This window comes from Fulvivirga aurantia (assembly GCF_009711475.1).
In the GTDB taxonomy this organism is placed as follows: domain Bacteria; phylum Bacteroidota; class Bacteroidia; order Cytophagales; family Cyclobacteriaceae; genus Fulvivirga; species Fulvivirga aurantia.
Window position 1 is genome coordinate 1 of the sequence record NZ_SMMD01000118.1, and the last position, 573, is coordinate 573.

The 573-nt window shown below is 37.3% G+C and carries 1 protein-coding gene; it reads right to left on the reverse strand.

Annotation, left to right across the window (positions count from 1 at the left end):
• Positions 1 to 573: hypothetical protein (locus E1176_RS20105; protein ID WP_185152467.1), on the reverse strand; the 573-nt coding region annotated here is incomplete at both ends.

Below are 573 nucleotides of genomic sequence, written 5' to 3' on the forward strand. Positions count from 1 at the left end.
AGGGAAATTGTAAATGTACATTTCATCTTTGAGGTCTATATTTTTCACGAAAGTGAAGAAATCATCGTTAGGAGTCAGTTCTTGCAGTTCTCTTCCGTAAAAAAACAGGAAGCCATGTGCTCTGGAGGTGTTTTGCTTTAACAATAGCTGCAGTTCGTTATCCGAAAGTTGATTTTTGAGAGCTTCGATTTGAGCTTGTCTGGTTTGTATGAGACTATCATATAATTCAAGGACCTGAGAAGGTTTTCCATATTGAATTACTTCAGCGTGTAGCTTAAACATGCGATTACCACTTTGCCATATGTAATTACTCAGGGAATCAGCGACAGAAGGAGTTATAATGGCAAGGTCTTTTATTTTTAACGTATAAGACCTTCCGGGCTCTATCAGTTTTAGGAAGACATAATCATCTTTATCAGTAGTAATAGATACAATTTTTGCTCTATCTGAGGAGAATGAGATTTTACTTTTAGTTGACTGGGTGGGTATTGTGGTAATGATCTGCTCGGTAGCAAACTCTCTCAGGTACAGGGTGTCGTATTGAGAATCATTAGCTACAATCTCAATAGTACT